Raw genomic sequence first — 24,398 nt, 5'->3', positions numbered from 1 at the left:
GCTCCCGCCCGGCACCCCGCCGGGGAGGCGACGGTCCGCACGGCCGGCGCCCGGCCGGGGCGACGCGGCCCGCGGTCGCGCGCCGACCGGTCCTCCGGTGGCGTGCGGCACCCCGCGGAAGACGCGCCGATGCAACCTGCTGGTTGCACCCCCTCCCCACATGTGCAACCTTTGAGTTGCAGAGAAAGCCGCGAGGAGGACCCCATGACCGACCCCGCCCCCACCGCCGGGCAACTCGCCGAGCTCGACCGGATCGCCCGGCAGATCGACATCGACGCCCCCGCCGAACGCGTCTGGGAACTGATCGCACGCCCCGGCTGGTACATCAACGACGGCACCGTCGAGGCCGAACCCGACCTGCGGTACGACGGCGACGTCGCCGTCGTCCGCCACCCCACGCTCGGCGAGTTCCGCTTCACCACCGTCGCGCTCGACGAACCGCGCTACGCCGCCTTCCGCTGGATCGGCACCCCCTACCGGGACGGGGCGACGGCCTCGACCCTCGTCGAGTTCCGGATCGACGCGCGCGACGAGGGCGGGGTGACGCTCCGCGTCGTGGAGAGCGGATTCTCCGGCCTCTCCGAGGACCCCGCCACCTGGCTGAAGGAGCGCGAGGGCAACGACCGGGGCTGGCTCACCGAACTCGCCGCGGCGAAGACGTACGTCGAGGGCCGGGCATGACCGCCGCACCGCCCGCCATATGCGCCGCGCTGGGCGACCCGACACGCTGGGAGATCCTCACCCGGCTCGGGCAGGGACCGAAGTCGGCGTCCGCGCTGGCCCGGGAGCTGCCGGTGAGCCGGCAGGCGATCGGCAAACACCTCGACGTGCTGCGCGAGGTCGGCCTCGTCGAGTCCGAGCAGCGCGGCCGCGAGGTCCTGCACCTCGCCGTGGGCGCCCGGCTCGGCGCACTCGCCAGGGAACTGGACCGGATCGGCCGCTCGTGGGAGAGCCGCCTGCTGGGCATCAAACGACTCGCGGAGGAGACGCACGGACATGACCGCGCACCGGAGACGGACGGACAGGACTGACCGCGCCCCGGCCCTGCCGCCGGTGAGCGGTGCGCGGGGCTGAGGCACTCCGGGGCCGGCCGCCCCGTCACCCCGGCCCCGCCCGCGCGTTGTCCCGGCCGGGCGGCGACCGCCGCCCGCGGCACGGATTCCAGGAGGTGCGGCACGGATGACGGACGGTGCGCAGGGGACGGGGCCGGCGATGCGGCCCGTGGTGCGGGAGACCTACGGACCGGGCGATCTGGCCGGGCAGCCGATCTTCGGCGGCGGGTTCATCAACTTCGGGTACTGGCGCGCCCTCGACCCGGCCCGCCCGCCCGGCACGGCGGACCGGATCCGCAGTCAGGAAGACCTCTACCGGCACGTCCTGACCGCCGCCGGACCGCGGTCGGGCGCGGAGGTCCTCGAAGTGGGCTGCGGACTGGGCATGGGCTGCGCGCTGACCCTGCGGGAGTACGGGCCCGCCGCCGTCACCGGTATGGACATCCATCCGCAGCAGCTGGACCGGGCGCGGGCGGCGCAGGCGGAGCTGCTGCGGGACGCGCCGGAGCGGCTGCGGTTCGTGCAGGGCGCCGCCGAGCTGATGCCGTTCGAGGACGGCCGGTTCGACGTGGTCCTCAGCGTGGAGGCGGCCCAGCACTTCCCCGACCTCGGCGCCTTCGCCGCGCAGAGCGCGCGGGTGCTGCGCCCCGGCGGCCGGGCGGCGGTCGCCGGTTTCTTCACGGTGGACGACGCGCCCGACCGCCCCGGCCACCTCGCCCGGCTCCTGGAGACCTTCGCCACCGGCCTCGACATCGCCCGCCCGGTGACCGCCCTCACCGGCGCGTTCACCGCCGCCGGACTCACCGACGCCTCCGCCGTGTCGATCGGCCCGTACGTCTGGCCGGGCTGGGACCGCTGGCTCGCCCGCTGGTGGGCCCCCGGCACCTGGCCCCGCAACTTCCTGCGCGCCTACGAGGAAGGCGTCCTCGACTACTACGTGGTGACCGCCGACCGCCCGCACCGGCGCCCGTGAGGGAGAGGGACACCGGCCGTTCCAGGCTCCCGGGCTCGGAACGGCCGCTCGGAACGGCTGTCGGGATCGGCTGCCGGGGCGGTCGCTCGGGACGGATGCCTGGAACGGCCGCTCGGGACAGCTGTGGTGTGGGTGGCGATCTGGACGACCACCCCGGGACGGCCGTTCGGTGTGCCTGCCTGGAACGCCTGCCCGGAACGACCGCCCCGGAGCGACCGCTCCGGGACAGTCGCTCGGTACGCTTGCCTGGAACGGCCGCCCGGAAAGGCCGCCCGGAAAGGCCGCCCGGAAAGGCCGCCCGGAACGGGCGGCCCCGCGCGGTTCCTCCCGGCCCGCCGACGCCCAAAGACGGCCTCGCCGGCGGTGGTACTCAGCGCCGCACCGGCCCGGCCCGCGGCCGGCCGGACGACGGTACGGACAAGGAGCGGACGTGACCGACGAAGCGGACAGGACCCCGGACAGCACCGCCGTACGGGTCGCCCTCTGGCGGGCACTGCACCTCCGGGTGGACGCGGCGCCCCCGGTCCTCGACGACGGCATCGGACTGCTCCTCGCCGACCCGGAGGAGGGCTGGCAGCGGCGCCCGGACATGGACCCGCAGGCCACGCGCGGTTTCCGTGCCGCCGTCGTCTCCCGCGCCCGCTTCGTCGACGACCTCGTCACCGAGCGGGCCGCCCGTGGCGTCGGCCAGTACGTCATCCTCGGCGCCGGACTCGACACCTTCGCCCAGCGCCGCCCGGAGACCGCCGGCCGGCTGCGGATCTTCGAGATCGACCAGCCGGACACCCAGGCGTGGAAACGCCGCCGCCTGACCGTCCTCGGCCACGGCGTCCCGGACCGGCTGCGGCTGGTCCCGGTCGACTTCGAGGCGGGCGACGACTGGTGGGCGCGGCTCGTCGACGCGGGCTTCGACCCCGCCCGGCCCGCCGTCGTCGCCTGCACCGGCGTCACCATGTACCTCACCGAGGAGGCCGTCACGGCGACCCTGCGGCGCCTGGCCCGCCTCGCCCCCGGCTCGACGCTCGCCATGACGTTCCTGCTGCCCCTCGGCCGGCTCGACGCCGCCGACCGCCCCGCGATGGCGGCCACCGCACCGCGCGCCCGTGCCTCCGGCACACCGTTTTGCACCTTCTTCACCCCGGAACGGATGCTGACCGCCGTCCGCGACGCCGGGTTCCACGACGTCCGCCATGTCTCCGGCGGCGAACTGGCCGACCGCTACTTCACCGGCCGGACCGACGGCCTGCGCCCCTCCAGCGGCGAGGGCTTCGTGGTGGCCGAGGTCTGACGGCCGGGGGCCGGCGGCCGGTGCCCGCCCGCCGCCCGGAGCCGTACGGAACGGCCCGGCGCACGGCACCGGCGGCCGGACCCGCCCACCGGTGCCGTGCCCGACTCACCCGGCGCTCACCCGGTACAGCACCGTCGCGTGCGGCGCCAGCGCGGTGGCGGTGAGAGGGCCGGTGGTACGGGTGGTGCGGCCGGTGGTCAGATCGCGTACCAGGTAGGAGCGGGCGGCGGGCAGACCGGCGGCGGACGCCGTGGTGGCCACCGTCCGGGGCGTGTCACCGGCGTTGAACAGCGCCACGGCCCGGTCGCCGCCGCGCAGCGGCTTCGACAGCACCGCCGTGTCCTCGTCGTGGTGGACCAGCCTCCCCTGGACGCCCAGCGGGTCCTGGTCGACGGCGATGATCTCCTCGTTGCCGAGAACCTTCAGCGCGGCGGGGGAGAGCCGGGTCAGATCGGTGCTGGAGATCAGCGGCGCGGCCATCACCGCCCACAGCGCCATCTGACTGTGGATCTCCGTCCCGGTCAGCCCCGAGTCACCGGCCAGCAGGAAGTCCGGGTCGTTCCACCGGCCCGGCCGCTGGAGCGCCGCCAACTGCGCGTTGTAGTCGAAGTTGTAACGGATCGACGACCACTTCGCGGCCGGGGAGTGCTTCTCCACCGCGATGTCCCGCCCCTCCCGCCAGAGGTTGCCGACCTCCGACGACCAGCCGATGACCCGGTGCCACAGCGCGTCGCCGTCGTACTGGAAGTACGCCGGGGCGGACACCGAGAAGACGATGGGGCGGCCGGTGGCGCGCAGCGCCCGGCTCATCTGCCCGTAGACGTCGCGGTAGGTCTCCTCCTTGGTGCGGCCCGGCGCCGTCGGCACGTTGCAGCCGTCGAACTTGACGTAGTCGACCTTCCAGCTCGCGAACAGATCGGCGTCCTGCTGGAAGTGGCCCAGGCTGCCCGGGTACTTCTCGCAGGTCAGCGTCCCCGCGTCCCCGTAGATGCCGAACTTCAGGCCCATCCGGTGCAGCTGCCGCCCGACGTACGCCATACCGTGCGGGAACTTCTCCGGATCGGTCACCAACTCGCCCCGCGGACCGCGCTGTCTGAGCGTCCAGCAGTCGTCGACGGTGACGGTGTCGTACCCCTTCGCCGCGAGCCCGGTGCGTACCAGCGCCCGCGCGTTGTCGAGGACCACCTTCTCGTTCACGTCGCACATGTAGTACGACCAGTTGTTCCAGCCCATCGGCGGGGTCGGCGTCAGATCGGGGTACCGCTGACCGCTGTGCCGGGCGGCGGGCGCCGGATCCGCGGACGCCGGGGCGGTGGCTGCCAGGAGGCCGGCCGCACAGGCCGCCGCGGCGGTCAGCGCGGCGGCGACACGGCCGGGGCGGGAAAGCGGAGGAATACGCACAGGGCACCTCACGAGGGGACGAAGCGGGGGCGGGGTCGGCCGGAGGCTAGGGCCGGGCCGGGGGCCGGTCAAGACACCCCGCCGCACGTCGCGGGGGATTCAGCCGCCGGTGTCCGGCGGCGGGCCGGAGCGGGGCGTTGCCCGTCCGGCCCGCCGGACGCTGCCTGTCCGGTCGCCGGTGGTGCCCCGAGGGCCATGGCGCTCCGGCGCGCCGGAAGGTATCCAGGAAGTTCACCCGAACCCGCTCCGTAGAGGGATCCCATGCACGCCCGCGACGCTGCCGACCGGCCCGCCCCCACCGCCTCTCCCGCCCGCCCGGCGGCCGTCCGGCCCCCCGTGGTGCCGGAACGGGGCCCCGCCGCCTCGCCCCGGGCGCTGGCGGCCCTCCAGCGCGCCGCGGGGAACGCCGCCGTGGTCCAGATGCTCCGGGCGGACGGCCACGCCTGGGCCCAGGAGGAACACAGCCACGGTCCCGGCTGCGGGCACCCCGCCGTGCAGCGCTCCGCCGTCCACGAGGTGCTGCGGACCTCGGGCAAGCCGCTGGACGAGGAGACCCGTACCGATATGGAGTCGCGGCTCGGCGCCGACTTCTCCGACGTCCGCGTCCACACCGACCCGGCGGCCCGCAGCTCCGCCGCCGAGGTCGGCGCCCGCGCCTTCACCTCCGGCAACCACATCGTCATCGGCGACGGCGGCGGTGACCGGCACACCCTCGCCCACGAACTCACCCACGTCATCCAGCAACGCCAGGGCCCGGTCGCCGGCACCGACAACGGCCAGGGTCTGAGCATCAGCGACCCGGGCGACCGCTTCGAGCGCGCCGCGGAGGAGAACGCCCACCGGGTCCTGTCGCGTCCGGCACCGGAGCGGGAGGACGAGGCCGGTCCCGGGACGGCGGAGTAACGAGCGCCGCCACCAGCAGAGCTGACGAAGCGTCAGAAGACCTCTTCCCTCCTCCGCCGCCCTGCGGCATCCTGCGCCCATGCAGACCGAGCTGAGCACCACGCTGGGCGTCGAGCACGCCGTCTTCGGGTTCACCCCGTTCCCCGCCGTCGCCGCCGCAATCACCCGCGCCGGCGGCTTCGGCGTCCTCGGCGCGGTCCGCTACACCGCGCCCGGCGAACTCGCCCGCGACCTGGAGTGGATGACCGACCACACCGACGGGCTGCCGTACGGACTCGACGTCGTCATGCCCGCCCGCAAGGTCGAGGGCGTCACCGAGGCGGACGTCGAGGCGATGATCCCCGACGGCCACCGCGAGCACGTCGCCCGGCTCCTCGCCGAGTACGACGTGCCGCCGCTGCCCGAGGGCGAGGCGTCCGGCTGGCGGATCACCGGCTGGATGGAGGAGGTCGCCCGCAGCCAGCTCGACGTCGCCTTCGACCACCCGATCAAACTCCTCGCCAACGCGCTCGGCTCCCCGCCGCCCGACGTCATCGCCCGCGCCCACGACCGCGGCATCCGCGTCGCCGCGCTGGCCGGCAGCCCCCGCCACGCCCGCCACCACCGGGACGCCGGTATCGACATCGTCGTCGCCCAGGGGTACGAGGCCGGCGGCCACACCGGCGAGATCGCCACCATGGTGCTCACCCCCGAGGTCGTCGCCGCCGTCGATCCGCTGCCGGTGCTCGCCGCCGGCGGTATCGGCACCGGCGAACAGATCGCCGCCGGGCTCGCCCTCGGCGCCCAGGGCGTCTGGCTCGGTTCGCTCTGGCTGACCACCGAGGAGGCCGAACTCCACTCGCGGCGGCTGACCGCCAAACTTCTCGCCGCCGGCCCCGGCGACACCGTCCGCTCCCGCGCCCTGACCGGCAAACCCGCCCGCCAGCTCCGCACCGCCTGGACCGACGCCTGGGACGCCGCCGACGGCCCCGGCACCCTGCCGATGCCGCTCCAGGGGCTGCTGGTCGCCGAGGCCAACTCCCGTATCCAGCGCCACGAGGTCGAACCGCTGCTGGGGACGCCGGTCGGCCAGATCGTCGGCCGGATGAACAGCGAACGCAGTGTGCAGGCCGTCTTCGACGACCTCACCCGCGGCTTCGAGAAGGCCATCGACCGCATCAACCGCATCGCAGGCCGCGCCTAGGGCTCGGACCGTCCGCGGACCCTGCGACCCGCCCGCCGAGGAGGCAGCACGATGACGGACCGCCCCGCACCGCCCACCGGCTTCTGGGCCCAGGCCACCGCCGACCCGGACCGCACCGTACTGATCGCCCCCGACGGCGAGGAGTGGACCGCGGGCCGCCTGCACGCCGCGGGCAACCGCCTCGTCCACGGGCTGCGCGCCGCCGGGCTGACCCGCGGCGACGCCTTCGCCGCCGTCCTCCCCAACGGCGTCGAGTTCCTGACCGCCTACCTCGCCGCCTCCCAGGCCGGTTTCTACTTCGTGCCCGTCAACCACCATCTGGTGGGGCCCGAGATCGCCTGGATCGTCACGGACTCCGGCGCCAAGGTGCTGCTCACCCACGAACGGTTCGCCGACGCCGCCCGCGCCGCCGCCGACGAGGCCGCGCTCCCCGCCGACCGGCGCTACGCCGTCGGCGCCGCCGAGGGCTTCCGCCCCTACGCCGACCTCCTCGACGGACAGCCGGACACCCCGCCCGAGGACCGCACCCTGGGCTGGGTCATGAACTACACCTCCGGCACCACCGGCCGCCCCCGCGGCATCCGCCGCCCGCTGCCCGGCACCCCGCCCGAGGAGAGCCATCTCGGCGGATTCCTCGGCATCTTCGGCATCCGGCCGTTCGACGACAACGTCCACCTGGTCTGCTCACCGCTCTACCACACGGCCGTCCTCCAGTTCGCCGGAGCCTCCCTGCACATCGGTCACCGGCTGGTCCTGATGGACCGCTGGCGGCCCGAGGAGATGCTGCGGCTCATCGACGCCCACCGCGCCACCCACACCCATATGGTCCCCACCCAGTTCCACCGGCTGCTGGCGCTGCCCGAAGAGGTCCGCGCCCGGTACGACGTGACATCGATGCGGCACGCCATCCACGGGGCGGCACCCTGCCCCGACCACGTCAAACGCGCCATGATCGACTGGTGGGGCGGCTGCGTCGAGGAGTACTACGCGGCGAGCGAGGGCGGCGGCGCGTTCGCCACCGCCGACGACTGGCTCAAGAAGCCCGGCACCGTCGGCAGGGCCTGGCCGATCAGCGAACTCGCCGTCCTCGACGACGACGGCAACCGCCTGCCCCCGGGCGAGCTGGGCACCGTCTACCTGAAGATGCGCACCGGCGGCTTCCGGTACCACAAGGACGACGCCAAGACCCGGCAGAATCGCGTCGGCGACTTCTTCACCGTCGGTGACCTGGGCTACCTGGACGAGGACGGCTATCTCTTCCTCCGCGACCGCAAGATCGACATGATCATCTCCGGTGGCGTCAACATCTACCCCGCCGAGATCGAGTCCGTCCTCCTCGCTCACCCCGCCGTCGCCGACGCCGCCGCCTTCGGCATCCCGCACGACGACTGGGGGGAGGAGGTCAAGGCCGTCGTCGAACCGGCCGAAGGCCACCCGGCAGGGCCGGAACTCGCCGCCTCGGTCCTGGAGTTCTGCGCCGGGCGGCTGGCCGGATACAAACTCCCCAAATCCGTCGACTTCGTCGCCGCCATGCCCCGCGACCCCAACGGCAAGCTCTACAAGCGACGGCTGCGCGCACCGTACTGGGCGGACCGGGAACCGACCACGTAGGGCCGCGCCCGGTGGCGCCCCGCACCGCCCCGCTACCGGGCGGCGAACGCGGCCCGCAGCCGCCCGCCGTTCACCAGGGCCACCACCCCGGCCAGCAGCACCCCGCACCCGGCCTGCTCCCACCGCAGCCACCCGGGGAACGCCCGGGGCAGCGCCACGACCACCGCGACGACCGCCAGCATCACCCCGGAGGCTATGCGCAGCCGCAGATACGCCCGGCGGTCGCCCCGGGCCGCGCCCGCGGCGAAGGAGGCCATCAGCAGCGAGGTGGCGGCGACGATGACGACCCGCACCCATACGGCGTCGGTCACCGCCACCGGATCGTCGTGCAGCACCACGACGCCACCGAGCGTCAGCAGACTGAGGACGACGTACCAGCCGACGAGCCCCCGGACGCGCCGCAGCCTCCGCCGCACCTCCGGCCGCCGGACGGCCTCCTCCGCCCCGCCGTCCGGCAAACCACTCCTGACCATGAACCCTCTCCCCTTCTCCGGCCACGGCGCCACCGCCGCGTCGCCCGCCGAGGCCCCCGGTGGCCTCCGCGACCCGTCCAGCATCCGGCCGGCACCCCGCCGGTACGTCAGCCACCGGGATGAGCCGCACCCTGACCGCCCCCGGACGCCGCACCGGGCGGCCCCCTACGGGACCGGATCGCCGAACCCGCCCGCACCGGAGGGGAGTTGAGCGGCGACCGGACGGTACGGCCTGTTCGGGCGGGGGCGCGGCGGGCCCGGCGTACCCGTAGGGGTTCCGGGCCGGGTCCGGAACCCGCCGACCGGGCGTGCGCCCGCCGTGGCGCCCCTGCCCGCTGCCTTGACCAGGGCCGGGCCGGGGCCGAGTATCGCGCCATGACGGCAGCGCGGAGCAACACGGTCGACGGGGTCCTGCGGCGCAGCGCACGGCGGGTGCCCGGACGGACGGCGGTGCGGTACGCCGACCGCGCCTGGACCTACCGGGCGCTGGACGACGCGGTGACCGCCGCGGCGCGGGTGCTGCGCGGCCTCGGCCTCGCCCCGGGCGACCGGGTCGCCGCCTACGGGCGCAACTCCGACGCGTACCTCATCGGCTTCCTGGCCTGTTCCCGCGCGGGACTGGTACACGTCCCCGTCAACCACGCCCTGACCGGCGAGGACCTGCGCTATCTCCTCGACCAGTCCGGCAGCTCGCTCGTTCTGACCGACCCCGCCCTCGCCGGGCGGCTCCCGGAGGGCCTGCCCGTCCTGCCGCTGCGCGACGCCCCGGACGGACTGCTCACCCGGATCGCGGCGGCACAGCGGGACGCCCCGGGGACGGACCCCGACGACCTCCCCGGGGGCGACGGCGACACGCTCGTCCAGCTCCTCTACACCTCCGGGACCACCGCGCTCCCCAAGGGCGCGATGATGACGCACCGCGCCCTGGTGCACGAGTACACCAGCGCCGTCGTCGCCCTTGACCTGGAGGAGACCGACCGGCCGCTGCACGCGCTGCCGCTCTACCACTCGGCGCAGCTGCACGTCTTCCTGATGCCCTATCTGGCGGTCGGCGCGGAGAACACCCTCGTGGACGGGCCCGACGCCGAACAGCTCTTCTCCCTGGTGGAGACCGGCCGGGTGGACAGTCTGTTCGCCCCGCCCACGGTCTGGATCGGCCTGGCCCGCCACCCGGACTTCACCGTTCGCGACCTGCGCGGACTGCGCAAGGCGTACTACGGCGCGTCGATCATGCCGGTCCCGGTCCTGGAGCAGCTGCGCTCCCGGCTGCCCGGACTCGCCTTCTACAACTGCTTCGGGCAGAGCGAGATCGGCCCGCTCGCCACCGTCCTCGGCCCCGACGAACACGCCGGACGGATGGACTCCTGCGGCCGTCCGGTCCTCTTCGTCGAGGCGAAGGTGGTCGACAAGGACGGCCGCGAGGTGCCCGACGGCGAACGCGGGGAGATCGTCTACCGCTCCCCGCAGCTGTGCAGCGGCTACTGGGACAAGCCGCAGGAGACCGCCGAGGCGTTCCGCGGCGGCTGGTTCCACTCCGGTGACCTGGCGGTACGCGACGCCGACGGGTACTTCGCCGTCGTCGACCGGGTCAAGGACGTCATCAACTCCGGCGGCGTACTGGTCGCCTCCCGCCAGGTCGAGGACGCCCTGTACACGCATCCGCAGGTGGCGGAGGCGGCGGTGATCGGCCTGCCCGACGAGCGGTGGATCGAGGCGGTCACCGCCGTCGTCGTGCGCGCGCCCGTACCGGACGGCGCGGCGGGCGGACCGGTCGGGGAGCGGGAGCTGATCGACGCGGTGCGCTCCCGGCTCGCCGGGTTCAAGGTGCCCAAGCGCGTCCTGTTCGTCGACGCGCTGCCGCGCAACGCCAGCGGCAAGATCCTCAAAAGGGAGCTGCGCTCCCGCTTCGGGGCCCGCTGACCGCCACCGCCCCGGGCCCGGATCACGGGCCACCGCGTGTACGGAGGGCGACTGTCAGTGCCCCCTGCCATGCTGGGAACCGGCCGGATCTCCCCGCGCGGTGACGGTGTGTCATCGCCGCGCGGGGGCGCCGGCCGCGGTCGCCGTGCCCCGCCCGCGCAGGTCGCGACAGGCCGACCGCAACGCCGCCCCGGCACCGCACCGTCACCCGTACGCGCAAGGCGAAGGACCTCGGAGGACCCATGCTGACCACCGACTACGTACCGGGCACGCCCAACTGGATCGACCTCGGCACCCCTGACGTGGAGCGCGCCGCCGCGTTCTACTGCGCCGTCTTCGGCTGGACGCACCGGTCGGCGGGCCCGGAGGCCGGGGGGTACGGCTTCTTCCAGCTCGACGGCCGCACCGTCGGCGCGATCGGGCCGCTGACCGAGCCGGGCGCCACGTCGTCCTGGACGGTCTACTTCCACACCGCCGACGCGGACGCCACCGCCCGCGCCGTCGTGGCGGCCGGGGGAGCGGTGCGGATGGAGCCGGGGGACGTCTTCACCGCCGGCCGCATGGCCGCCTTCACCGACTCCACCGGCGCCGACTTCGGCGTCTGGCAGCCCGGGGAGACCCTGGGCCTCCAGACCGTCATGGCACCCGACTCCCTGTGCTGGACGGAGCTGTACACCACCGACAGCGCGGCGGCCGAGGAGTTCTACCGCGCCGTCTTCTCCTGGAGCTACCGGTCCATGCCGATGGGCGGCGGGGCGGTCTACGACATCGTCTCCGCGCCCGCCACCGGCCGCGGCGAGGACACCGGCCAGGGCGGGGTGATGCAGCTCGGCAGCGAGCATCTGGAGGCCGGTGCGGTCTCGGAGTGGCATCCGTACTTCGGCGTCACCGACTGCGACGCGACCTTCGAGATGGCCACCGAGCTGGGCGCCCGGGTGCAGATCCCGCCGACCGACGTCCCGCACGTCGGCCGCCTCGCCGCGCTGCAGGACCCGTGGGGCGCCCCGTTCGCCCTGATCAAGGGGGACCCGACGATGAGCTGACGGACGGACGGGCCGGCGCCGGGAAGCCGGCCGTGGCCGGTCGGCGGGGCGCGCCGGGGCCGCCCCGCCGTCACTCGCCCCGGGTGGCCCTGCCCAGCAGTGCCACGGCGGGCAGGGCCACGAAGCCGTCGCCCACCGCGTGCGCGGCCACCTTCCGGTCGTAGATCCGGCGTACCGCCGCGCGGGAGGCGGCGTCGAGGCGGCTCATGACCGTCCCGGTCATCGGGGTCCCGGCCGTGACGTCGTCCCACCACCGGCCGGGGTCGACGCGGTGCAGCAGCCGTACGGTCTCGACGTCGGTGTCCGCGAAACCGGCCGCGTCCAGCAACCGGCGGAAGGCCGCGGGCCGTTCGGCGGCACCGTACCCGGCGAGGAACGGCGCGGTCTCGGGCGCCTCGGCGGGCCGGGGCACCCCCGACTCCGCCAGCGCCTCCCCGAACAGCGCCAGCGCCCGCATCGCCTCCTGGTCCCAGCAGGTCAGCGCGGTCCGCCCGCCCGGCGCCAGGACCCGGCGCACCTCCGCCAGGCCCGCGGCCGGGTCGCCCAGGTGGTTGATGACGAAGTTGCCGGTCACGGCGGTGAACTCCCCGTCGGCGAACGGCAGCGCGTCGAGGAGGGCGACGCGGACGTCGAGCCCGGGGACCGCCGTGGCCGCGAGCGCGGCCATCTCCGGCGAGGCGTCCACCGCCGTCACCTTCGCCCCGCGTCCCAGCGCCGCGGCCGCCACCGGGCCGGGGCCGCACCCCACGTCCAGCAGACGGCTGCCGGGCCCGACGCCCGCGGCGTCCAGCAACGGCCCGGCGAACCGGGCGCTGAGCCGGGCGAACCCCTCGCGGTACGCCGCACCGCGCCCGGCCCACCCCTCCCGCTCGAACCGGTCGAACGACTCCGCGTCCCAGGTGGTCATGGCCGCTCCCGCCTCTCCTCGATGGCCGTTCATCGTGGCAGCCGGCGCGGCCCGGCGGCCACCGGCCACCACCCGCGACCGGCCGGACGCGGGCGGGCACGGGCGGTGTCCGGCCGGTCCGGCGGCCCGTAAGCTCATCGCCCGGTCCGGGTGCGGCCACCGGTGCGGCTCCCGGCAACACCACGTGAGAAAGGCCGAAAGGTGCAGCTGACCCTCTCGACGCGCCGCCTCCTGCCCGCCGCCGCGAGCGCGGCGCTCCTGCTCGCCGGGGCGGGCCCCGCCCAGGCCGCTTCCGCCACGGCCGCCGCCCCGGCGGGAGCGCCCGCCGCCCCGTCGCACGCCGTCCGGGCCCCGGACGCACCGTCCGCGACGGGGCCCGCCGCCCCCGGCCCGTACCGCCGGCTCCGGCCGCTCGCCGCGCTCTCCGCCGAGCGGGCCGCCCTCGGCGACCTGGTCGCGGCGGCCAAGTGGGGCACCGGCGGGCCGATCGACGATCCGGCGCGGGAGCGGGAGGTGCTGGACGCCGTCGCCGCGCAGGCCGAGCGGCTCGGCGCCGATCCGGCGGCCACCCGGCGGATCTTCCGCGACCAGATCGAGGCCAGCAAGGTCGTCCAGCGCGGGCTGTACCGCGTCTGGACGGCGGAGCCGGGGCGGGCCCCGACGGAGCGCCCCGACCTGGCGGAGGTCCGCACCGAGATCAACCGCGTCAACGAGGCGCTGGTCCGCGCCGTCGCCGCCTCCCCGGACGCCCGCTCCGCACCGTACTGCCCGGTGGTCCTGGGCGCGGCCGCCACCGGCGTGCGGTTCGAGCAGCGGCTGGACGCCCTGCACACCCGCGCGTTGGGGCGCGCGGTGCGGTCGGTGTGCGAGGGCTGACGGGCCTTCGCCCGCCGGGCTCCCCGGCGCGCCGGGGCCCGCTAGGTTCCGCCCCATGAGCTGGATGACCTTGCTGACGACGGTACTGGGAGCGGCGATCGCGATGGGGAGCGCGCTGCTGGTCGAGCACCGGCGCGGGCGGCGGGAGCGGGCCGACGAGTGGGGTGTGACGCGGCGTCAGCTGTACCGCGACTTCCTCGTGGCGTCGGCACGGGCGAGAAACGATCTGCGCGTCCTCGCCCGGGAGACCGGCCGGCCGCACGCCGAACGGGGCCACCGGGCGCGGGAGGCGTGCGCCGACGCCTACGGCCCGCGCTACGAGATGGAGATCATGGCGCCGCCCGCGGTCGCCGCGGGCGCCGTCGCCGTCTTCCGCGCCCTGCGGGACCTCCGGGACGGCATAGCCGACGGCGCCGTGGCCGGCGACGCCACCTACGAACGGCTCACCGGTGCCTACAACGACGCCTTCGACGCCCTCCGTACCGCGATGCGGCGCGATCTGGCCCCGGACGGCGTACCGGTCCCGTGATCCGGCCGGTCCCGGCCCCCGGCGCGTCCGCGGCTTCTCACCCCTCGCCCCCGCCCGCCGCCACCGCCTTCGCCCACCGGTAGTCCGCCTTGCCGCTGGGGGAGCGCCGGATCCGCTCGGCGACGACCACGGTGCGGGGGATCTTGTACCCGGCGAGGCGGGCGCGGCAGTGGGCACGGACCGCCTCGGTGTCCAGGGGAGCAGCGCCGGGCCGGAGCTGGACGACGGCCGCGACCCGGCTGCCCCAGCGCGCGTCGGGTACCCCCGCCACCAGCGCGTCGTAGACGTCCGGATGGGCCTTGAGCGCCTGCTCGACCTCCTCCGGGTAGATCTTCTCGCCCCCGGAGTTGATGCACTGCGAGCCTCGGCCCAGGACGGTGACGACACCGTCCGCGCCGACGGTGGCCATGTCGCCGAGGAGCACCCAGCGGTCGCCGTCCGCCTCGAAGAAGGTCTCGGCGCTCTTGACCGGGTCGTTGTAGTAGCCCAGCGGTACGTGGCCGCGCAGCGCGATCCGGCCCACCTCACCGGGTGCCACCGGCCGTCGCGTCGCCGGGTCGACCACCGCGGTCCGCGGGTTGACCCGGACCCGGAAGCCCCGGTCGGGCCCGGAGTCGTCGGTCGCCGTGCCGTTGAAACCGGACTCCGACGAGCCGAAGTTGTTGAGCAGCATCGCGTGCGGCACCAGCGCGGTGAACTGCGCGCGGACCGTCTCCGACAGCACCGCGCCGGAGCTGGAGACGCTGAACAGCGAGGAGCAGTCGGTGCCGCGCAGCGGACCGGCGAGCGCGTCGGTCAGCGGCCGCAGCATCGCGTCACCGACCAGGGAGATGCTGGTGACCTTCTCCCGCGCCACGGTCCGCAGCACCTCCTCGGGCACGAACTTGCGGTGCAGGACGACCTTCTGGCCGAAGTGGAAGGCGATGAACGCGGTCAGTGTGGACGTGCCGTGCATCAGCGGCGGCGTCGGGAAGAAGACGATGCCGTCGCCCCCGGCGGCCACTCGCTCCGCGACCTCCTCCGGCCGTGTCACCGGCTCCCCCGTGGGGGCGCCGCCGCCCATCCCGGAGAAGAACAGGTCCTCGTGGCGCCAGAGGACGCCCTTGGGCATCCCGGTCGTGCCGCCGGTGTAGATGATGAACCGGTCGTCGCCGGAGCGCGGCGCGAACCCGCGCTCCGGCGACCCGGCCGCCTCCGCGTCGGCGAACGCCACCGGCACCGGCTCCGGCACCGGCGCCCCCGCGGGCGCCTGCCCGACCCGTACGAGGTGGCGCAGTCCGGGCGCGTGCGGGGCGGCGGCGGCCACCCGCGCGGTGAACTCGCCGTCGAAGACCAGCGCCACCAGGTCGGCGTCCCGGTAGAGATAGGCCAACTCGTCCGCCACGTACCGGTAGTTGACGTTGACGGGGGTGGCGCGGATCTTCAGGCAGGCGTAGAGGGTCTGGAGGTACTCGACGCCGTTGTAGAGGTGGAGTCCGACGTGGTCGCCGGGGCCGACGCCCTGGGCGGCGAGGTGGTGGGCGAGGCGGTTGGCGGCGCGGTCCAGCTGCGCGTAGGTCAGCCGCCGTTCGGCGCCGCTGCCGGGATGGTCGAGGTGGACCAGCGCCTCGCGGTCGGGGACCGCGTCGGTGATCGATTCGAAGAGGTCGGCCAGGTTGTACTCCACGTCTCCTCCAGACCGTGCCGGGCGGCGGCTCGGCGGCCATTAGAGCGGCGCCCGCGGCAGCAGGGAAGGGCTCCGGCGAAGAAATCTGACTGAGTGTCAGAAAACTCTTGAAGTCGCCGTACCGCTCCTGCACCCTGTTCTGCGTCCACAGACGGGAGACGGACATGGGCGGGACGGAACACCTCACCGTGCACCGCGAAGGGGCCACCCTGGTGCTCACCCTCGACCGGCCGGAGGCGAAGAACGCGCTCTCCCTGCCGATGCTGGTCGGCCTGTACGACGGCTGGCGCACCGCCGACGAGGACGACACGGTCCGCTCGGTCGTGCTCACCGGCGCCGGCGGCACCTTCTGCGCGGGCATGGACCTCAAGGCCCTCGCCGGCGACGACATGACCGGCGAGCACCACCGCGAACGGCTCCGCGAAGACCCCGACCTGCACTGGAAGGCGATGCTGCGCCACCACCGCCCCCGCAAACCGGTCATCGCCGCCGTCGAGGGCCACTGCGTCGCCGGCGGTACCGAGATCCTCCAGGGCACCGACATCCGCGTCGCCGGGGAGAGTGCCGTCTTCGGCCTGTTCGAGGTCGCCCGCGGGCTCTTCCCGATCGGCGGCTCCACCGTCCGCCTGCCGCGTCAGATCCCGCGCACCCACGCCCTGGAGATGCTGCTCACCGGCCGCCCCTACCCGGCGTCCGAGGCCGCCCGGATCGGCCTGATCGGCCATGTCGTCCCCGACGGCGGGGCGCTGGCGAAGGCCCTGGAGATCGCCGAACGGATCAACGCCTGCGGCCCGCTCGCCGTGGAGGCGGTCAAGGCGTCCGTGTACGAGAGCGCCGACCTGTCCGAGGCGGACGGCCTCGCCGCCGAACTCGCCCGGGGATGGCCGGTGTTCGACACCGCCGACGCCAAGGAGGGCGCGCGGGCCTTCGCCGAGAAACGCCCGCCCGTCTTCCGGCGCGCCTGACCGCACCGCGCACCCGGCCCGCGCCCCGCCACCGGGAACACCCGCCGCACGCCGCACCCGTGCGCCCCGGCCCCGCGCCCACCCAAGGAGCCCGCATGCCAGAGGTCACGCCCGAGCCCAGCACACCACCCGCGGACACCCTCACCGCCCCCCTCGTCGTGGAGTTCCCCTTCACCCGCTCCCTCGGTCCCGTCCGCGGCGCCTTCCTGACCGGGCTGCGCGAACGCACCGTCCTCGGCATCCGCACCGCCGCCGGCCGCACCGTCGTCCCGCCCACCGAGTACGACCCGCATACCGGCGAGGAGCTGCGCGACCTCGTCGAGGTCGCCCCCACCGGCACCGTCACCACCTGGGCCTGGAACCCCGCGCCGCGCCGCGGCCAGCCGCTGGCCACCCCCTTCGCCTGGGTCCTCGTCCGCCTCGACGGCGCCGACACCGCCCTGCTGCACGCCCTGGACGCCCCCGGGCCCGACGCCGTCCGCACCGGGATGCGCGTCCGCATCCGCTGGGCCGCCGAACGCACCGGAGCCGTCACCGACATCGCCTGTTTCGTCCCGGACGACGGGCCCGCGCCCGAACCCGCCGAACCGGCCCCGCACAGCGGCGAGTTCGCCGACCCCGTCACCGGCGTCACCCTCCCCGCCCGGCTCGACTACACCTACGCGCCCGGCCGCGCCCAGTCCCGCTACCTCGGCGGCCTCGCCGGACGCCGCACCCTCGGCGAGCGCTGCCCGGCCTGCCGCAAGGTCTACGTCCCGCCCCGCGGCGCCTGCCCCACCTGCGGCGTCGCCACCACCGACCAGGTCGAGGTCGGCCCCCGCGGCACCGTCACCACCTTCTGCATCGTCAACATCAAGGCCCGCAACCTCGACATCGAGGTCCCCTATGTCTACGCCCACATCGCCCTCGACGGCGCCGGACTGCCGCTCCACGCCCGCATCGGCGGTATCCCGTACGACCAGGTCCGCATGGGGCTGCGCGTCGAACCCGTCTGGCGCGACGGCAGCCGCTACCCCGACCACTACCGGCCCTCCGGCGAACCCGACGCCGACCACGACAGCTACAAGGAGCTGATCTGATGCCGGCCCCGGCCCGTGACATCGCCGTCGTCGCCTTCGCCCAGAGCGACCACACCGCCGACAGCCGCGACGTCTCCGAGGCGGAGATGGTCCTGCCCGTCCTCCACGACGTCCTGACCGCCACCGGCCTCAGGGCCCGCGACATCGGCTTCACCTGCTCCGGCTCCTGCGACTACCTCGCCGGCCGCGCCTTCTCCTTCACCATGGCCCTCGACGCCGTCGGCGCCTGGCCGCCGATCGCCGAATCCCACGTCGAGACGGACGGCGCCTGGGCGCTGTACGAGGCATGGGTCACCCTCCTCACCGGCGAGGCCGACACCGCCCTCGTCTACGCCTACGGCAAGTCCTCCCCGGGCGACCTGCGCGAGGTCCTCACCCGCCAGCTCGACCCGTACTACCTCGCCCCGCTGTGGCCCGACTCCGTCGCCCTCGCCGCCCTCCAGGCCCAAGCCCTCCTCGACGCGGGCTTGACCTGCGACGACGAGCTGGCCGCCGTCGCCGCCCGGTCCCGCGCCGCCGCCGCGGACAACCCGCACGCCCAGCTCCGCGGCGCCCGCCCGCAGGGGGAGCACGTCGTCGCCCCGCTGCGCCGCGGCGACTGCGCGCCCGTCGGCGACGGCGCCGCCGCCGTGCTCCTCGCCGCCGGCGACCGGGCCCGCGACCTGTGCGCCCGCCCCGCCTGGATCCGCGGTATCGACCACCGCGTGGAGGCGCACTCCCTCGGCGTCCGCGACCTCACCGCCTCGCCCTCCACCCGCCTCGCCGCCGAGCACGCCGGCGCCTTCGACCGCCCCGCCGACCTCGCCGAACTGCACGCCCCGTTCACCTCCCAGGAGGTGATCCTGCGCCGCGCCCTGCGGCTCGGCGACGCCACCGCCGTCAACCCCTCCGGCGGCGCGCTCGCCGCCAACCCCGTCATGGCGGCCGGCCTGATCCGCATCGGCGAGGCCGCCGCCCGCATCCAGCGCGGCGAGGCCGCCCGCGCCCTCGCCCACGCCACCTCGGGCCCGTGCCTGCAACAGAACCTCGTCGCCGTCCTGGAGGGGGAGTCATGAGCAAGGAGCCCGTGGCCGTCGTCGGCATCGGCCAGACCGCCCACGTCGCCGCCCGCCGCGACGTCTCGCTCGCCGGGCTCGTCCGGGAGGCCGCCCGCCGCGCCCTCGACGACGCCGCCCTCGACTGGCGCGACATCGACGCCGTCGTCCTCGGCAAGGCCCCCGACTTCTTCGAGGGCGTCATGATGCCGGAACTCTTCCTCGCCGACGCGCTGGGCGCCACCGGAAAACCCCTGATCCGGGTGCACACCGCCGGCTCCGTCGGCGGCTCCACCGCACTGGTCGCCGCCAACCTCGTCGCCGCCCGCGTCCACCGCACCGTCCTCACCCTCGCCTTCGAGAAACAGTCCGAGTCCAACGCCATGTGGGGCCTGTCCCTGCCCGTCCCCTTCCAGCAGCCGCTGCTCGCCGGCGCGGGCGGCTTCTTCGCCCCGCACGTCCGCGCCTACATGCGCCGCAGCAAGGCCCCCGCCACCATCGGCTCCCTCGTCGCGTACAAGGACCGCCGCAACGCCCTGAAGAACCCCTACGCCCACCTCCACGAGGCCGGCCTCACCCTGGAGAAGGTCCAGGCGTCCCCCATGCTCTGGGACCCCATCCGCTACTCCGAGACCTGCCCCTCCTCCGACGGCGCCTGCGCGATGGTCCTCACCGACCGCACCGGCGCCGCCCGCTCCCCCCACCCGCCCGCCTGGCTGCACGGCGGGGCGATGCGCAGCGAGCCCACCCTCTTCGCCGGCAAGGACTTCGTCTCCCCGCGCGCCGGCCGCGACTGCGCCGCCGAGGTCTACCGCCAGGCCGGCATCACCGACCCGCGCCGCGAGATCGACGCCGTCGAGATGTACGTCCCGTTCTCCTGGTACGAGCCGATGTGGCTGGAGAACCTCGGCTTCGCCGCCGAGGGCGAGGGCTGGAAACTCACCGCGTCCGGCGCCACCGCCCTCGACGGCGACCTGCCCGTCAACCCCTCCGGCGGCGTGCTGTCCACCAACCCCATCGGCGCCTCCGGCATGCTCCGCTTCGCCGAGGCCGCCCTCCAGGTACGCGGCCGGGCCGGGGAGCACCAGATCGACGGCGCCCGCCGCGCCCTGGGCCACGCCTACGGCGGCGGCGCCCAGTTCTTCTCGATGTGGCTGGTGGGCGACGAGCCACCGAACTGAAACCGCGGCGGGCGGCACCTCCCCGGCCCGACCGGGACCCCGCCCCACCGGGCCGCCCGGAGCCGAGGCACCCGCCCGCCTGCCCGCGTACCGCCCGGCCGCCCGGGGCCGCCGTCCCGGCCGGGCCGCCGCCTCCCGCGGCAGTGGCCCGCCCGCCGCCCGGACCCCCCCCACCACCCCGCGCCCGACCCCTCCCTCCGGCCCCCGCCTCCGGGTCCGCCCACCGCTGTCCGGACACGTACGATGGCGGCATGTCCTTCCTCCGCCGCCGCAGCGCAGCCACGCCCGCCGGGCCTGACTTCGACGTCCTCGCCATGGATCCCGGGGACTGGCCGGGCAACCTCGGAGCCGGGCTGCTGCCCGCCCCCGACGGCACCTGCCAGGGCGTCTTCCTCCGCTACGACCTGTTCGGCGGACGCGGCCCCGCGATGATCATCGGGAACCTCCCGGAGGGCTCCCCGGCCCGCGAGCTGGACGACGGCGAGGTGCCGTTCGAGGTCGCCCAGCTGCTGGCGGCGCTCGGCAACGACGAGCCGGTGGAGGTCGTCGAGAGCGAGGACACCCCCGTCATGCACGACGACAACCTCCTCATCGTCAAGCGCATCAAGTGCTCCGAAAGCCGCATCTCCTGCGCCCAGTTCGACCGCAGCGACGGCGTGCTGGTCACCATCGCCAGCTGGGACCGCCCGATCACGGACGACCTCTACGCCCTCCTCAAGCCGCTGCCGGCCGAACTCTTCCAGCAGCACTGAACGGCGAAGGGCCGGGAGCGGACCACCGCCCCCGGCCCCCCCGCGCGGGTGCCTACGCCCCGCCCCGCCGCACGTCCACATCCGCGGCCCGCACATACCCGATCCGGTGCCCCACCTGGATCACGTAGTACCGGTCCTCGCCCCGCACCACGGCATGGCCGGCCGTGTCGAAACCGGGCGCGGAGAAGTAGTCCCCGCGCACGCTCCCGCCGGTGGCGTACCGCTCCCCGGCGTGCAGCCGGTACGGCAGCGGCGAGATCTCCTGCACCGGCACGCCCGCCGGATACGCCGCCTTCTCCGGGTACGCCCGCCCGTAGACCGGGATCGTCGCCCGCCCCGCCTTCGGCGTCACCGTCGCCCCCGCCGTACGGAAGGCCGTGGGGCGCTTCGCCGGGTTCTCGAACCACGCCCGCTGCCCGAGGTACCAGATCGCCGTCCAGTCACCCCGCTGCCCGGCGAACGCGAACCGCTGACCGGTGCTGGCCCGCGCCCCCACATCGTTGACATCGGTCGTCGACGGCCCGCCGTCCGGCCGCAGCCCCACGTCCGCGACCAGCGCCGCGTCCGCCTCGGGCGCGACGCGCAGCCGCACCGCCTCCGACCCGTGCGCGGCACACGGCGCGCCCGCCTTCTCGCACCCCGTGTACGGCGGCCGGTTCGCCGCGTAGTCCGGCCGGATCACGACGAGATCGCCCGCCGCCCGCCGCTGCGCCGCGAACGGCTTGCCCAGCAGCGTGAAGTAGTGCGCCCAGTCCCAGTACGGGCCGGGGTCGGTGTGCATCCCCGGGATCGCCGACGTCTGCGTCCCCGGCACGTTGTCGTGCCCCAGGATGTGCTGCCGGTCCAGCGGCACCCCGTACTTCCGGCTCAGATACGTCACCAGCCGCGCCGAGCTGCGGTACATCGCCTCCGTGTACCAGGCGTCGGGAGCCGCCAGGAACCCTTCGTGCTCGATCCCGACGGAGTGGGAGTTGATGTACCAGTTCCCCGCCTGCCAGGCGACGTCCTTCGTCGGCACGTGCTGGGCGATCAGCCCGTCGGCCGAGCGCACCGTGTAGTGCCACGACACATACGTCGGATCCTGGACCAGCTTCAGCGAGGTCTCCCACGACCCCTCGGTGTCATGGATGACGATCGTGTCGACCGTGAGATCCCTCGGCCGGTCGGCCTTGTCGTGGTTGCCGTAGTCACCGTCCCCGAACCTCTCGTACGGCGCCGGGACCGACTCGCACGCCACCGACGCCGGACACTCGGGCCGCGCCGCCGGTACGCCGGCCCGCCGGCCCGCCGAAGCGATACGTTTCGCCTGCGCCGCGTCCGGACGCAGCGCGGGCTGCGCCGCCAGCGTCACCCGCTGCCCCGCGTCCGTCGTCCGCGCCTGCCCCTGCCGCAGCGTGGCGAAGACCTCGTCGGCGAAGGCCCGCCCGCCGGAGGCGTCACCCGCCCCGGCGTACCGCGCCACCGCCGCGTACCAGCCCGCCGGACCGGCGTCCGGCGCCGCCCCCTGCGCGCGCTGCTCCGCGGCGAGCAGCGCCGCGCCGCCGAGCACGTTCGCCGCCGGATCGCTGCGCAGCCGCGCCGCCGGGATGCCGGTCAGCTCCGCCGCCCGCGGCAGCGTCCGCAGCCGCGCGGGCAGCTCGGCGGGCAGCCGCCGCGGCGCGGCCGCCCGGCGCCCGGCGGCCACCGGCCGCGCGGCGTCGCCCCGCGGATCACCGTCCGCCTCACTGCGGCGCGCCGCCGTCCGGGCCACCGCCGCACGGGCGTCCGTCAGATGCATCGGCCCGTAGCCGCCGTCCACGCTGGGCGCCCCGCCGTGGGTGTCCCAGCGGGACTCCAGATAGGCGACGCCCAGCAGCACACTGCTCGGCACGTGGTAGCGGGCGGCGGCCTCGGTGAAGGCCCGCTGGAGGCCGTCCGCCGCGGGCTCGGCGGCCCCGGCCGGTCCGGTGGCGGACACCAGCGGCAGCAGCAGCGCCCCGGCGGCGAGGGCCGTCGCGGTGCGGCGTGCGGCCGGGCGGGAGACGTGCCGCCCGCCCTCCGGTCCGTCGCTCCGGTCTCTTCGCAGTCTTCGCAAGGCAACCTCCTGGGACCGGCCCCGGCCGGGGCGTTGTGACGGGTGATGCGCAGACGTCCGAACGGGCCGGGACTCGCTCCACGAGCCCGACCGGCCTAGAGGTATCGGCTGTCCGACCATCCGTCAATCACCCGGCCACCGCGGGATTTCGCATGTCAGCGCGGTACGGAGGCAGTCTTCCCGGGATCGGCCCGCGGCCTGCGGGGCGTCAGTGGAATGGACCAGTGACGGCCGCGGAACCGCGCACCGGAGTCCGCGCCGCCGCACGGCAGAGGGGCGGCGCGCCCTCCCGGACGCACCGCCCCTCCGTCCCACGTCTGACCGCTCAGCGGGTGCCGACCGCCGCCCGTACCGCCCGCCGGGCCATCTGGGAGTCGTCGTGCAACCGCCGCAGCAACAGCCGCTGTTCCTCACCCGCCGACAGGGCGCCGGGGACGCCCGCCGCCGGTGTGCCCTCCGGCACCGGCTCCCGCATCGTGCGCTGCACCGCGCTCTCGTACCGCTGGATCTCCCGCGTCAGCACCAGCATCAGATTGACCAGGAACGCGTCCCGCGCCGCCGGGCCCGCCGCCTGCGCCAGCTGACTGATCTGCCGGCGCGCCCCGGGCGCCTCGCCGAGCTGCGCCCACAGCGTCGCCAGGTCGTAGCCCGGCAGGTACCACCCGGCGCTGTCCCAGTCGAGGAGCACCGGGCCCATCGGCGACAGCAGGACGTTGTTCAGCAGCGCGTCGCCGTGCGAGAACTGGCCCTGACCGGCCGGGATGCCGCGCAGCAGCTTGCGCAGATCGTCCAGGTCCCGGTCGGTCAGCAGCCCCGAAGCGTGGTGCCGGGCGATCCGGCGCCCGTAGTCCAGCGGCGCGTCGAAGAGTCCGGGCGGCGGCCGCCAGAGGTTGATCCGGCAGATCGCGCCGAGCGCCGCGCGGACGTCCCCGCGCGCCGGAGCCTCGGAGGGGTGGCGCTGGAGGGCGGCGACCCGGCCCGGCATCCGCTCCACCACCAGCGTGCAGTTGTCCGGGTCGGCGGCGACCAGCCGCGGCACCCGCACCGGGGGACGGTGCCGGACGAACGCCCGGTACGCCACTATTTCCTGCCGGAACCGCTCGACCCAGGCCGGGGAGTGGTCCAGTAAACACTTCGCGACCGCCGTGGTCCGCCCCGTCGTGCCCACCAGCAGCACCGACCGGCCGCCGCGCCGCAGCACCTGCACCGGGTGGAACTCCGGGCAGATGCGGTGCACCGAGGCGACGGCGGCACGCAGCGGGGCGCCCTGCGGACCGGACAGATCGAGCCGCCCGCTCAGCGGCTGGGCGACCGCGCCCGCCCGCCGGACCCGGCCGCCCGCGAGACCGGACACCGCCTGCGCACCGGCGGCCGGATCGGGGTACGGCCGGCCGCCCGCGGGCTGGTGACGGTACGTCCGGACGGTGGCGGTCACGGCGGACGATGCTGCGTACATGGGTGAGACGGATCCCTTCGTGCGCCGACGAG

The 24,398-nt window shown here is 75.2% G+C and carries 22 protein-coding genes; 16 read left to right on the top strand and 6 right to left on the bottom strand.

Features of this window, described 5'->3' with window-relative positions:
* Positions 1-204 precede the first annotated feature (204 nt).
* The 4 genes from ACZ4M8_RS13850 (at position 205) to ACZ4M8_RS13835 (ending at position 3,313) form a co-directional block, all read left to right on the top strand.
* The gene (locus tag ACZ4M8_RS13850) at positions 205-681 is read left to right on the top strand and encodes an SRPBCC family protein (RefSeq protein ID WP_467606698.1); all 477 of its coding nucleotides are present in this window, start codon (positions 205-207) and stop codon (positions 679-681) included.
* On the top strand, positions 678-1,031 hold the full coding sequence (locus tag ACZ4M8_RS13845; RefSeq protein ID WP_467606696.1) for an ArsR/SmtB family transcription factor: 354 nt from the start codon (positions 678-680) through the stop codon (positions 1,029-1,031). Before ACZ4M8_RS13850 ends, ACZ4M8_RS13845 begins: the two co-directional genes overlap by 4 nt.
* 148 nt (positions 1,032-1,179) lie before the next feature.
* Entirely contained in the window at positions 1,180-2,025 is an 846-nt protein-coding gene (locus ACZ4M8_RS13840; RefSeq protein WP_467606693.1) for a class I SAM-dependent methyltransferase, read from the top strand.
* 430 nt (positions 2,026-2,455) lie between these two features.
* Complete coding sequence (locus ACZ4M8_RS13835; protein WP_467606692.1) at positions 2,456-3,313, top strand: class I SAM-dependent methyltransferase; 858 nt, start codon at positions 2,456-2,458, stop codon at positions 3,311-3,313.
* A 105-nt stretch (positions 3,314-3,418) separates the two neighbouring features.
* On the opposite strand, the gene ACZ4M8_RS13830 is transcribed toward ACZ4M8_RS13835, so the two are convergent.
* Complete coding sequence (locus ACZ4M8_RS13830; protein WP_467606690.1) at positions 3,419-4,714, bottom strand: glycoside hydrolase family 27 protein; 1,296 nt, start codon at positions 4,712-4,714, stop codon at positions 3,419-3,421.
* A 261-nt stretch (positions 4,715-4,975) separates the two neighbouring features.
* On the opposite strand from ACZ4M8_RS13830, the gene ACZ4M8_RS13825 reads away from it, so the two are divergent.
* The 3 genes from ACZ4M8_RS13825 to ACZ4M8_RS13815 all read left to right on the top strand — a co-directional run bounded on the left by ACZ4M8_RS13825 (position 4,976) and on the right by ACZ4M8_RS13815 (position 8,411).
* Positions 4,976-5,617 (top strand): eCIS core domain-containing protein, encoded by a 642-nt coding sequence (locus ACZ4M8_RS13825; RefSeq protein WP_467606688.1) that lies wholly within the window; start codon positions 4,976-4,978, stop codon positions 5,615-5,617.
* Positions 5,618-5,696: 79 nt separating this feature from the next.
* Positions 5,697-6,800 carry an NAD(P)H-dependent flavin oxidoreductase gene (locus ACZ4M8_RS13820; RefSeq protein ID WP_467606686.1) on the top strand — a complete coding sequence of 368 codons (1,104 nt, stop codon included), beginning with the start codon at positions 5,697-5,699 and terminating at the stop codon, positions 6,798-6,800.
* Between the two features lie 51 nt (positions 6,801-6,851).
* Entirely contained in the window at positions 6,852-8,411 is a 1,560-nt protein-coding gene (locus ACZ4M8_RS13815; protein ID WP_467606684.1) for an acyl-CoA synthetase, read from the top strand.
* A 32-nt stretch (positions 8,412-8,443) separates the two neighbouring features.
* Here ACZ4M8_RS13815 and ACZ4M8_RS13810 read toward each other — a convergent pair whose 3' ends face one another.
* Positions 8,444-8,884, bottom strand: a complete 441-nt coding sequence (locus ACZ4M8_RS13810) for a hypothetical protein (RefSeq protein WP_467606682.1) — start codon at positions 8,882-8,884, stop codon at positions 8,444-8,446.
* Positions 8,885-9,259: 375 nt separating this feature from the next.
* Between ACZ4M8_RS13810 and ACZ4M8_RS13805 the strand changes: the two genes are divergently transcribed.
* Positions 9,260-10,804, top strand: coding sequence for an acyl-CoA synthetase (locus ACZ4M8_RS13805; protein WP_467606679.1), 1,545 nt, complete (start codon positions 9,260-9,262; stop codon positions 10,802-10,804).
* Between the two features lie 242 nt (positions 10,805-11,046).
* A complete protein-coding gene (locus ACZ4M8_RS13800; RefSeq protein WP_467606676.1) occupies positions 11,047-11,847 on the top strand; it encodes a VOC family protein in 801 nt (266 codons plus the stop codon).
* A 70-nt stretch (positions 11,848-11,917) separates the two neighbouring features.
* On the opposite strand, the gene ACZ4M8_RS13795 is transcribed toward ACZ4M8_RS13800, so the two are convergent.
* The gene (locus ACZ4M8_RS13795) at positions 11,918-12,754 is read right to left on the bottom strand and encodes a class I SAM-dependent methyltransferase (RefSeq protein ID WP_467606674.1); all 837 of its coding nucleotides are present in this window, start codon (positions 12,752-12,754) and stop codon (positions 11,918-11,920) included.
* Between the two features lie 201 nt (positions 12,755-12,955).
* Between ACZ4M8_RS13795 and aroQ the strand changes: the two genes are divergently transcribed.
* The gene (gene aroQ / locus ACZ4M8_RS13790) at positions 12,956-13,630 is read left to right on the top strand and encodes a gamma subclass chorismate mutase AroQ (RefSeq protein ID WP_467606672.1); all 675 of its coding nucleotides are present in this window, start codon (positions 12,956-12,958) and stop codon (positions 13,628-13,630) included.
* Positions 13,631-13,685: 55 nt separating this feature from the next.
* On the top strand, positions 13,686-14,159 hold the full coding sequence (locus ACZ4M8_RS13785; protein WP_467606670.1) for a hypothetical protein: 474 nt from the start codon (positions 13,686-13,688) through the stop codon (positions 14,157-14,159).
* 37 nt (positions 14,160-14,196) lie between these two features.
* Here ACZ4M8_RS13785 and ACZ4M8_RS13780 read toward each other — a convergent pair whose 3' ends face one another.
* Positions 14,197-15,825 (bottom strand): acyl-CoA synthetase, encoded by a 1,629-nt coding sequence (locus ACZ4M8_RS13780; RefSeq protein WP_467606667.1) that lies wholly within the window; start codon positions 15,823-15,825, stop codon positions 14,197-14,199.
* 164 nt (positions 15,826-15,989) lie between these two features.
* Between ACZ4M8_RS13780 and ACZ4M8_RS13775 the strand changes: the two genes are divergently transcribed.
* The 5 genes from ACZ4M8_RS13775 to ACZ4M8_RS13755 all read left to right on the top strand — a co-directional run bounded on the left by ACZ4M8_RS13775 (position 15,990) and on the right by ACZ4M8_RS13755 (position 20,836).
* A complete protein-coding gene (locus ACZ4M8_RS13775; protein ID WP_467606665.1) occupies positions 15,990-16,790 on the top strand; it encodes a crotonase/enoyl-CoA hydratase family protein in 801 nt (266 codons plus the stop codon).
* A 95-nt stretch (positions 16,791-16,885) separates the two neighbouring features.
* Complete coding sequence (locus tag ACZ4M8_RS13770; RefSeq protein WP_467606664.1) at positions 16,886-17,869, top strand: Zn-ribbon domain-containing OB-fold protein; 984 nt, start codon at positions 16,886-16,888, stop codon at positions 17,867-17,869.
* Entirely contained in the window at positions 17,869-18,924 is a 1,056-nt protein-coding gene (locus ACZ4M8_RS13765) for a thiolase domain-containing protein (RefSeq protein WP_467606661.1), read from the top strand. Before ACZ4M8_RS13770 ends, ACZ4M8_RS13765 begins: the two co-directional genes overlap by 1 nt.
* Positions 18,921-20,084 (top strand): thiolase domain-containing protein, encoded by a 1,164-nt coding sequence (locus ACZ4M8_RS13760; RefSeq protein WP_467606659.1) that lies wholly within the window; start codon positions 18,921-18,923, stop codon positions 20,082-20,084. Before ACZ4M8_RS13765 ends, ACZ4M8_RS13760 begins: the two co-directional genes overlap by 4 nt.
* 251 nt (positions 20,085-20,335) lie before the next feature.
* Positions 20,336-20,836 carry a hypothetical protein gene (locus ACZ4M8_RS13755; RefSeq protein ID WP_399094725.1) on the top strand — a complete coding sequence of 167 codons (501 nt, stop codon included), beginning with the start codon at positions 20,336-20,338 and terminating at the stop codon, positions 20,834-20,836.
* 52 nt (positions 20,837-20,888) lie between these two features.
* Here ACZ4M8_RS13755 and ACZ4M8_RS13750 read toward each other — a convergent pair whose 3' ends face one another.
* Together ACZ4M8_RS13750 and ACZ4M8_RS13745 are read right to left on the bottom strand one after the other, a co-directional pair.
* Positions 20,889-22,910: an N-acetylmuramoyl-L-alanine amidase gene (locus tag ACZ4M8_RS13750; protein ID WP_467606656.1), complete on the bottom strand. Its 2,022-nt coding sequence runs from the start codon at positions 22,908-22,910 to the stop codon at positions 20,889-20,891.
* 325 nt (positions 22,911-23,235) lie between these two features.
* Positions 23,236-24,366, bottom strand: a complete 1,131-nt coding sequence (locus tag ACZ4M8_RS13745) for an aminoglycoside phosphotransferase family protein (protein WP_467606654.1) — start codon at positions 24,364-24,366, stop codon at positions 23,236-23,238.
* Between the last annotated feature and the right edge of the window lie 32 nt (positions 24,367-24,398).

The organism is Streptomyces sp. NPDC027185, from assembly GCF_055567035.1.
This window is presented reverse-complemented; position numbering and strand designations above follow the sequence as displayed.

Coding starts and splice junctions, on each gene's coding strand:
- ACZ4M8_RS13850 (WP_467606698.1), top strand. CDS start 205: ATGACCGACCCCGCCCCCACCGCCGGGCAACTCGCCGAGCTCGACCGG.
- ACZ4M8_RS13845 (WP_467606696.1), top strand. CDS start 678: ATGACCGCCGCACCGCCCGCCATATGCGCCGCGCTGGGCGACCCGACA.
- ACZ4M8_RS13840 (WP_467606693.1), top strand. CDS start 1,180: ATGACGGACGGTGCGCAGGGGACGGGGCCGGCGATGCGGCCCGTGGTG.
- ACZ4M8_RS13825 (WP_467606688.1), top strand. CDS start 4,976: ATGCACGCCCGCGACGCTGCCGACCGGCCCGCCCCCACCGCCTCTCCC.
- ACZ4M8_RS13820 (WP_467606686.1), top strand. CDS start 5,697: ATGCAGACCGAGCTGAGCACCACGCTGGGCGTCGAGCACGCCGTCTTC.
- ACZ4M8_RS13815 (WP_467606684.1), top strand. CDS start 6,852: ATGACGGACCGCCCCGCACCGCCCACCGGCTTCTGGGCCCAGGCCACC.
- ACZ4M8_RS13810 (WP_467606682.1), bottom strand. CDS start 8,884: ATGGTCAGGAGTGGTTTGCCGGACGGCGGGGCGGAGGAGGCCGTCCGG.
- ACZ4M8_RS13805 (WP_467606679.1), top strand. CDS start 9,260: ATGACGGCAGCGCGGAGCAACACGGTCGACGGGGTCCTGCGGCGCAGC.
- ACZ4M8_RS13800 (WP_467606676.1), top strand. CDS start 11,047: ATGCTGACCACCGACTACGTACCGGGCACGCCCAACTGGATCGACCTC.
- ACZ4M8_RS13795 (WP_467606674.1), bottom strand. CDS start 12,754: ATGACCACCTGGGACGCGGAGTCGTTCGACCGGTTCGAGCGGGAGGGG.
- ACZ4M8_RS13785 (WP_467606670.1), top strand. CDS start 13,686: ATGAGCTGGATGACCTTGCTGACGACGGTACTGGGAGCGGCGATCGCG.
- ACZ4M8_RS13775 (WP_467606665.1), top strand. CDS start 15,990: ATGGGCGGGACGGAACACCTCACCGTGCACCGCGAAGGGGCCACCCTG.
- ACZ4M8_RS13770 (WP_467606664.1), top strand. CDS start 16,886: ATGCCAGAGGTCACGCCCGAGCCCAGCACACCACCCGCGGACACCCTC.
- ACZ4M8_RS13765 (WP_467606661.1), top strand. CDS start 17,869: ATGCCGGCCCCGGCCCGTGACATCGCCGTCGTCGCCTTCGCCCAGAGC.
- ACZ4M8_RS13760 (WP_467606659.1), top strand. CDS start 18,921: ATGAGCAAGGAGCCCGTGGCCGTCGTCGGCATCGGCCAGACCGCCCAC.
- ACZ4M8_RS13755 (WP_399094725.1), top strand. CDS start 20,336: ATGTCCTTCCTCCGCCGCCGCAGCGCAGCCACGCCCGCCGGGCCTGAC.
- ACZ4M8_RS13745 (WP_467606654.1), bottom strand. CDS start 24,366: ATGTACGCAGCATCGTCCGCCGTGACCGCCACCGTCCGGACGTACCGT.